A 6,696-nucleotide genomic window follows, 5' to 3' on the forward strand; every position below is an offset into this window, starting at 1 on the left:
GATCAGGCGGTCGCGCCGACCTCGCTGGCCGCCCGCGCCCGGGCGGCGCGGGCGCGGCGGGCGCGCCACAGCGCGACGGGTCGCTCGACCAGCCACCAGCTCGCCGTCGCGGCGAGCAGCGTGAGGCCGACGCCGAGGGCGATGCCGCCGAGGTCGGTCGGGTGGTCGAGCCACCGCACGATGGCGCCGTTCCACAGGTACGCGGCGTACGAGACGGTGCCCAGCCACACGGCGGGCCGCAGCAGCCGCGTGGGCAGCCGCTCCCAGCCGCTGACGTAGACGATCAGCACGACCGTCGCCGTGGCCACGAGCGGCACCCCGACCAGGTACCAGGCGGTGTGCCCAGCGATCCCGCTCAGCAGCGTCGCGGCCAGCAGCGCGAGGACGGTGCCGCCGGTGATGGCGCGGCGGGCGCGCACGGTCTGCGGCAGCGTCCGCAGCAGGGCGGTGCGGCCGAGGTACCCGGCGGAGCCGATGAGCAGCGCGGCGCCCCAGGACGTCGGCAGGGCGTAGACGCGCGCGACGTCCGGCGCCATGAGCAGCAGCGTGACGATGCAGAGCAGCAGCGTCCCGGTCACGGCGACGGCGACGGCCCCGCGCAGCAGCCCGCGCCGCCACGCCCAGGCGAGCAGCAGCGGCCACACCAGGTAGAACTGCTCCTCGGTCGCCAGGGTCCAGAAGTGGTACAGCGACTCGCTGCCGTGCGGCAGCCCGGGGACGTTGATCGTGTAGGTCAGCGCGGCGACCAGCGACTCGGGCACCAGGTGCGCCTCGCCGAGCACGTCGAACACGCCCTCGACCACGACGTACCCGGCGAGCATGAGCAGCAGCGGCGGGAACAGGCGCAGCGCGCGGTGCCCGTAGAACCGGCCGTACCGGATGCGCCCGTGCACCTCCAGGTCGCGGGCGAGCACCCCGGTGATGAGCCAGCCGGACAGGGCGAAGAAGAGCGTGACGCCGAGGACCCCGGCCGCGCCGAACACGGTGGGGGCGGCGTGGTTGAGCAGGACGAGCCCGACGGCGAGGCCGCGCAGCGCGTCGAGCCCGACGAGCCGGCCGGAGGGCCGGGCGTTCCCGGGGATGCCGGCGGAGGCGCCGGGGTGCGGTGCGGGCACGGCGGCGGCGTGGCCGGTGGCCGGGAGCCCGTCCGTGGACGGCGGGTGCGTCGTGCGCGCTGCGTCATCCCTCACGTAACGGAAGGTATGCCCGATATGCGCAGTTTGGGAACCGGGCTCCGCCATGCGGGTGACGGCCCGCACGGGATCTTCACAGCACGACCCGGACGCTGACGTGAGAGGAGGGTCGATGTCCACGGAGTCCGCCGGTGGCTATGCTGGCGGCCGCTGCCGGAAGGAGGTGCCACCGTGTCCCTGCAGCACATGCAGATCGGCGAGGTCGCGGAGCGCACCGGCCTGTCCCTGCGCACGATCCGCTACTACGGCGAGGTCGGCCTGGTCCGGCCCTCGGCCCGCACGCACGGCGGCTTCCGCCTGTACACCGAGCCCGACATCGCACGGCTGGAGCTGATCAAGCGCATGAAGCCGCTCGACTTCTCCCTGGACGAGATGGGCGACCTGCTGGGCGTGCTCGACAAGCTGAACGAGCCCGGCATCGCCGACGAGGAGCACGAGGCCCTCCTGGAGCGCCTCGTCATGTACCGGCTGGCCGCGGAGGAGCGGTCGCGGGCGCTGCGCGAGCAGCTCGCCGTGGCCGAGGACTTCCACGAGAGCCTCCGCAAGGAGATCAGCCGGCAGCGCCGCATCGGGGAGCGGTCCGGGTCCTGACCCGTCCGCGGGGCGCACTACCCTGGTGCCGTGACCGACGCCTCCGCCACGCCCGCCGCACCCCAGCCCGACCCCGTGCCCGGCGACCAGCCGCGCCCCGTCCTCGTCGTCGACTTCGGCGCGCAGTACGCGCAGCTGATCGCACGCCGGGTGCGTGAGGCCAGCGTCTACTCCGAGATCGTCCCGCACACGGCGACCGTCGCGGACATGCTCGCCAAGGACCCCGCGGCGATCATCCTGTCCGGCGGCCCGTCCTCCGTGTACGCCGAGGGCGCCCCGTTCGTGGACCCCGCGCTGTTCGAGGCCGGGGTGCCCGTCCTGGGCATCTGCTACGGCTTCCAGGCGATGGCCAAGGCGCTCGGCGGCACCGTCGCGCAGACCGGCAACCGCGAGTACGGCGGCACCCCGGTCGACGTCGTCGCGGGCGGCACCGTCCTCGCGGGCAGCCCCGAGCAGCAGACCGTGTGGATGAGCCACGGCGACTCCGTGCACGAGGCGCCCCAGGGCTTCGACGTCCTCGCGACGTCCGCCGGGTCGCCGGTCGCGGCGTTCGAGAACCGCGAGCGGCGGCTGTTCGGCGTGCAGTGGCACCCGGAGGTCAAGCACTCCCCGCTCGGCCAGCGCACGCTGGAGCACTTCCTCTACGAGGGTGCCGGGCTCGCCGCCGACTGGAACCCGGGCAACGTCATCGCGGACCAGGTCGCGCGCATCCGCGCCCAGGTGGGTGACGCCCGCGTCATCTGCGGCCTGTCCGGCGGCGTCGACTCCTCCGTGGCGGCCGCCCTGGTGCAGAAGGCCGTCGGTGACCAGCTGACCTGCGTCTTCGTGGACCACGGCCTGCTGCGCACCGGCGAGGCCGAGCAGGTGGAGCAGGACTTCGTCGCGTCCACCGGCGTCAACCTCGTCGTCGTGGACGCCCGCGAGCAGTTCCTCACCGCGCTCGCCGGGCACACCGACCCGGAGACCAAGCGCAAGATCATCGGCCGCGAGTTCATCCGCGTGTTCGAGGACGCCGCGCGCGGCATCGTGGAGGCCGCGGGCGAGCACGGCGAGGAGGTCAAGTTCCTCGTGCAGGGCACGCTGTACCCGGACGTCGTCGAGTCCGGCGGCGGCGAGGGCGCGGCCAACATCAAGAGCCACCACAACGTCGGCGGCCTGCCGGACGACCTGCAGTTCGAGCTGGTCGAGCCGCTGCGCGCGCTGTTCAAGGACGAGGTCCGCGCCGTCGGCCTCGAGCTCGGCGTGCCGGAGGCCATCGTCTGGCGCCAGCCGTTCCCCGGCCCCGGCCTGGGCATCCGGATCATCGGCGAGGTCACCCAGGAGCGCCTGGACGTGCTCCGCGCCGCGGACGTCATCGCCCGCGAGGAGCTCACCCGGGCCGGGCTGGACCGCGAGATCTGGCAGTGCCCGGTCGTGCTGCTCGCGGACGTCCGCTCCGTCGGCGTCCAGGGCGACGGCCGCACCTACGGCCACCCCGTCGTGCTGCGCCCCGTGTCCTCCGAGGACGCGATGACCGCCGACTGGACCCGCCTGCCGTACGACGTGCTCGCGACGATCTCCACCCGCATCACCAACGAGGTGCCGGAGGTCAACCGCGTGGTGCTCGACGTGACGAGCAAGCCGCCGGGCACCATCGAGTGGGAGTGACCCCGCGCGCGGCCTGACCGGCCGCGCCGCGCCGACGGCCCGGTACCCCGCCTGGGGTGCCGGGCCGTCGTGCGTCGGGCGGGGGCGTGTCGGGTGGGGGCGTGCGTCAGGCGGGGTGCACCACGTCGAGCGCGGCTCGCAGCGCGGCGAGCCCGACCTGCCCCGGGGCCGAGGCGGCGCCGACGGCCGCGAACGTCGCCGCGGACCCGAACGTCCCGCCCGCGACGCGGGAGGCGACACCGAGCGGGCCCATCGCCATGGTGATGACGGGTCGGCCGGTGCGGCGCGTGGTGTCCCAGGTGGCGCCGAGCAGCGCGAGCACGTCACCCGGGTCGTGCGGCATGACGGCGACCTTGAGCACGTCCGCCCCGAGGTCGGCCATGGCGAGCAGGGTCGCGGCGATCTGCTCGCGCGGCGGGGTGCGGTCGAAGTCGTGGTGCGAGCCGACGACGGGCACGCCCGCGGCGTGGGCGCGGGCGACGACCCGGTCCACCGTGGCGGCGTCGCGCGCGACCTCGACGTCCAGCAGGTCGGCGATCCCCGCGTCGACCGCGGCGCGCAGCGCCGCCTCGTACCCGGGGGGGTCGACGTCGGCGGAGCCGCCCTCGGCGGTGGTGCGGATCGTGACCAGGAGCGGGAGCCGGCGCGGCGCGGCGTCGAGGGCGCCGGTCACGGCACGCCCGGCGGCGACGACGTCGGCGGGCGCGAGCCCGGCGGCGAGGTGGTCGACGCGCCACTCGACCAGGTCGACCTGCTCGGCGACGGCGAGCACGGCGGCGACCTCGGCGAGCAGCGCCTCGACGGTGGCCCCGGTGAGGGGGACGACCACGGCGGGCCGGCCGGCGCCGAGGGTGGTGCCGCGCACCGTGACGGGCAGCGGCGCGGGGGTGCCGTCCTCGGGTTCGGTCGCCATGGCAGCCGAGGCTAGCCGACACGCGCGGCGGTCCGCCGACCTGCCCACGACCAGGACCTATGTCCTAGGCTGAACAGGTGCCAGGTCGTAGGACGTAGGGCCCGATCTGCAGGAATCCGCACTTCGTGAACCCAGTCACGAAGCGGGTGCGGTGCTGTAGGCATGACCTACGTCCTGCCTCGCGGCGCCAGGGGGTAGCAGTCTCTTCCTCGTGGGGCTCGCAGGTTCCACCGGACCGGTCGACGACCGGTCCGCACCGGGGGTATCTGAAAGGGAGAACCACATGTCTACCGTGGCAGCGACGGGCGGCTCGAAGGCTGTCCGCGTCATCGGCATCCTCTCCGCGATCGCGGGTCTCGTCCTCCTCATCGCCGGCGGCGTCACCTGGGGCATGGTCTCCAGCCAGCTCGCCGAGGAGAACATCACCGTCTCCGAGGACGCGGCGGCGTTCGGCGGCCAGCAGGTCACCAGCCCGTGGACCGCGTTCGCGCAGGCCGACATCATCAACGAGCACGCGCTCAAGGCGACGGACGGCAAGACCTACGCCGAGCTCGAGCAGGACGACCCGCTGCGGGCCACCGCGATGAACGCGTCCTTCCTGCGGGCCTCGCTGTTCACCTCGGTCGTGGCGTTCGGCGTCGCCGCCCTGGTCATGGGCCTCGGCGTGCTGTTCGTCCTCGTCGGCTACTCCCTGTGGGTCCTCGCGGGCCGCAAGGTCGCGACGGTCGTGGACTCCCGCCCCGCCTCCCCGGTCTCCGGCACGGAGCCGATCAAGGCCTGAGCCGCAGCACCACCCACGCACGAGGGCCGGTACCCGCACGGGTACCGGCCCTCGTCGTCGGTGCCGTCGTGTCAGCCTCGGGCGGCACGCTCCCGGCCGCGGCGCCGCGCGGCGCTCACCACGGACCCGACCAGCAGCGCCGCGCCAGCCCCGGCGAGCAGGGTGATCAGCGCCAGCTGGGCGTCGATCCGCGCACCGGCGGCCATCGCGAGGATGCCCACGCCGATCGCGGCGACCACCAGGCCCCACACCACCGTCCCGGACCGGGGACCGCGGTCCTCGGGGACCGGCACGGGAGCCGGCGCGGGCGCGGAGGCCGTCCACGGACCCGTGCCGGTGGGGCCCGTGGGTCCCGCGGGCGCCGGGGCCGCGCCGCCGTACGGGGACGTGCCGTACGGCGCGCTGCCGTAGGGGTCGGCCGTGGGCGTCGGAGCGGTGGGCGCGGGGGTGGGCGGCGTGCTCGGCGTCGCGGCGAACGCGGTCGTCCGCACCGGCTCGGGGCCGGGCGTGCCCGGGTCGTCCTCGCCGGGTGCCGCGGCGACCTCCGTCTCGACGACCTCGGTGCCCTCGGCGGACTCGATGACGACGGTGTCGCCGCCGGTCTCGATGACCCGGGTGTCCCCGGTCGTCTCGATGACCTGCGTCTCGTCGCCGGTCTCGACGACCCGCGTGCTGCTCCCGGTCTCGATGACCTGGGTCGCGTCGTCCTCGGTGCGGGCGCGGCCGCCGGTCTCGATGACCTGCGTGGCGTCGTCGGTGCTGTCGGCACCGTCGGTGCCGTCGGCCGGACGGGGCGTGGGGCCGGTGGTGCTCATCAGTCCTCCTCGATGGTGATGGAGCCGACGCCGACCTGGACGAGCAGCTCGAGCGCGGGGTCCTGGCCGTCCACGACGGCGTCGGAGCGGAAGGTCGGGTTGTTGCCGAAGCCGTCGGTGGTCTGCTCGCGGCCGTCGACGTCCCAGCGGACGCTGCCGACGCCGGAGGTGATCTCGGCGACCACGGCGGTGTCCTCGGGCACGATCACCCGGATGTCGCCGATGCCGCCGCTGACGGGGACCCGCAGGGTCTCGCCGGACAGGGGGACCTCGGTGAGGTCCAGGGTCACGTCACCGACGCCGGAGGAGATGCCGTCCTCGGCCTCGGCGCGGGTCTGGACGACGGTGTCGACGTCCCGGAACGCGCTGCTGCGGGCCTCGTCCCAGTCCCAGCCGTACCAGCGGGCGGTGTCGGAGAACGCGACGGTCGGCCCGGCCATCAGCATGCCGATGATGGCGAGGGCGGTCAGACCCCCGGCGGTGCGGCCCCGCAGGCCGGACACGATGATCGCGAGGCCGATGAGCAGGACGCCGCCACCGAGGACGACCGAGGCGATCGGGCCGTCGTACACCCCGGCGCGCTCGGCGAGCAGCAGGCCCGCCAGGCCGAGCAGGACGACCGCGACGACCACGCCCACGACCGTGGCGCCCGGGCCGCGGCGCGGCGGCTTCGGCGGCTTCGGGGGGCGCGGGCTGCCGTGGTGGTACGGCGGCGGCCCGGACGGCGGCGGCAGCGGGGCCCAGCCGCGTGACGGC

7 protein-coding genes are annotated in these 6,696 nt (G+C 74.9%); 3 read left to right on the forward strand and 4 right to left on the reverse strand.

The features are described from left to right. Nucleotides 1-2: 2 nt before the first annotated feature. Nucleotides 3-1,190: an acyltransferase family protein gene (locus EBM89_RS11240; RefSeq protein ID WP_158609647.1), complete on the reverse strand. Its 1,188-nt coding sequence runs from the start codon at nt 1,188-1,190 to the stop codon at nt 3-5. Between the two features lie 189 nt (nt 1,191-1,379). Here EBM89_RS11240 and EBM89_RS11245 point away from each other — a divergent pair, with 189 nt between their 5' ends. Together EBM89_RS11245 and guaA are read left to right on the forward strand one after the other, a co-directional pair. Continuing rightward, nucleotides 1,380-1,784, forward strand: coding sequence for a MerR family transcriptional regulator (locus EBM89_RS11245; RefSeq protein WP_199732072.1), 405 nt, complete (start codon nt 1,380-1,382; stop codon nt 1,782-1,784). Nucleotides 1,785-1,859: 75 nt separating this feature from the next. Beyond that, nucleotides 1,860-3,431: a glutamine-hydrolyzing GMP synthase gene (gene guaA / locus EBM89_RS11250; protein ID WP_122149527.1), complete on the forward strand. Its 1,572-nt coding sequence runs from the start codon at nt 1,860-1,862 to the stop codon at nt 3,429-3,431. A 106-nt stretch (nt 3,432-3,537) separates the two neighbouring features. On the opposite strand, the gene aroD is transcribed toward guaA, so the two are convergent. Beyond that, nucleotides 3,538-4,344, reverse strand: coding sequence for a type I 3-dehydroquinate dehydratase (aroD, locus tag EBM89_RS11255; protein ID WP_122149522.1), 807 nt, complete (start codon nt 4,342-4,344; stop codon nt 3,538-3,540). A 283-nt stretch (nt 4,345-4,627) separates the two neighbouring features. Here aroD and EBM89_RS11260 point away from each other — a divergent pair, with 283 nt between their 5' ends. Beyond that, on the forward strand, nt 4,628-5,125 hold the full coding sequence (locus tag EBM89_RS11260; protein ID WP_122149523.1) for an aromatic ring-opening dioxygenase LigA: 498 nt from the start codon (nt 4,628-4,630) through the stop codon (nt 5,123-5,125). A gap of 71 nt (nt 5,126-5,196) precedes the next feature. On the opposite strand, the gene EBM89_RS22110 is transcribed toward EBM89_RS11260, so the two are convergent. Both EBM89_RS22110 and EBM89_RS11270 read right to left on the reverse strand, forming a co-directional pair. After that, on the reverse strand, nt 5,197-5,940 hold the full coding sequence (locus EBM89_RS22110; protein ID WP_122149524.1) for a hypothetical protein: 744 nt from the start codon (nt 5,938-5,940) through the stop codon (nt 5,197-5,199). After that, the coding region (locus EBM89_RS11270) for a LiaF domain-containing protein (protein WP_233571684.1) at nt 5,940-6,696 on the reverse strand (757 nt) is incomplete at its 5' end. The genes EBM89_RS11270 and EBM89_RS22110, both read right to left, overlap by 1 nt.

This window comes from Cellulomonas triticagri (genome assembly GCF_003696205.1).
Classification (GTDB): domain Bacteria; phylum Actinomycetota; class Actinomycetes; order Actinomycetales; family Cellulomonadaceae; genus Cellulomonas; species Cellulomonas triticagri.